The organism is Nocardia sp. NPDC003345 (genome assembly GCF_053589395.1).
Genome location: NZ_JBSFRU010000625.1, coordinates 1 through 1,113, shown reverse-complemented (window position 1 = coordinate 1,113; position 1,113 = coordinate 1). Strand labels below are relative to the sequence as shown.

1 protein-coding gene is annotated in these 1,113 nt (G+C 63.3%); it reads left to right on the top strand.

The genetic code is table 11. The features are described from left to right. The first annotated feature begins 209 nt into the window (after nucleotides 1-209). On the top strand, nucleotides 210-965 hold the full coding sequence (locus tag ACWDU1_RS32500; RefSeq protein WP_450004242.1) for a GntR family transcriptional regulator: 756 nt from the start codon (nucleotides 210-212) through the stop codon (nucleotides 963-965). The last annotated feature ends 148 nt before the right edge of the window (nucleotides 966-1,113 follow it).

The window sequence follows — 1,113 nt, the reverse complement described above, 5'->3', positions numbered from 1 at the left end:
CTGGAGCGGTTGCACCCGCTTCGGTCTGCTCCCCGGTGACTGCGAATCGCCGGGGAGCTTCTTTGTGTCGCCCTCAGTCTATAATGACCTGTCTTCAAGTCTTCATTAAGACTGCTGTTACCAGTAGAACAGCGCGGCGGGGTGTCGTCAAGTCTTCATGAAGACTAAAGTTGGAAACAGACCGCGAACCACGTAGAAGAAGGCAGGCAGTGGACAGCGACACCAGCGCATACGCACCGAAATACCGACGCATCGCGCAGGAACTCAAGAACGAAATCAGTACGGGTGCAATGACCGCCGGCCAGCGCCTACCCACGGAACCGGAACTGGCCGACCGATTCAAGGTGAGTCTTCCGACCGTGCGCCAGGCGCTCGGGGTACTGCGCTCCGAGGGGCTCATCGAGTCGCGTCATGGCATCGGGTCCTTCGTCAAGGAGAACGATCGACTGCAGCGGCCCGGTTGGCGGCAGTACGGGAGGGCTCGGGCAGATCAGAAGTTGCTGACGCCGCACCTCCGGCACGAGATCGTCTATGCCGGAGTGGAAGCCGTTCCGGCGCATGTCGCTGACCTGTTCCCCGCGGGCACTACCCAGGTGGTTACCCGGCGGCGGCATCTCTTCGACAAGGTGACGGGCCGACCCGAAGAGATCGGCGCAAGCTACATCCCGATGGAGTTCGCTGCGGGCACGTACGTCGAAGAACCGACCGTCGTCCCAAAGGCGCTGTTCCTATGCATCGAGGATCTGTCCGGGAAGCGATACGCCAAGGCACGCGACCAACTCATTGCCCGTCTCGGTACCGCCGACGAGCTCTCCGTGCTCGACTTAGCGGCCGGATCGCCTGTCGTCCATGTCGTTCACTGCGCGATGGCCGAGGACAGCACCGTCCTCGAAGTGGCCGAGTCCATCTGGCCCGCTGAGCGCACCGTGATCGTCAACGAGTACCCGATCACCACGGACGAGTAGAGGTCTGCGAGGCGCTACGTCCATTCCCAGCGCGATCGGCTGCCGAATTTAGCTATATAGGATCAAGGGCGACGGCGCTGCGCGCCGCCGCCGCACTACGGCCCGCAGCGGCTGGGCTCCGCACGCTCCGCCCGCCGGCGCGCCGGTG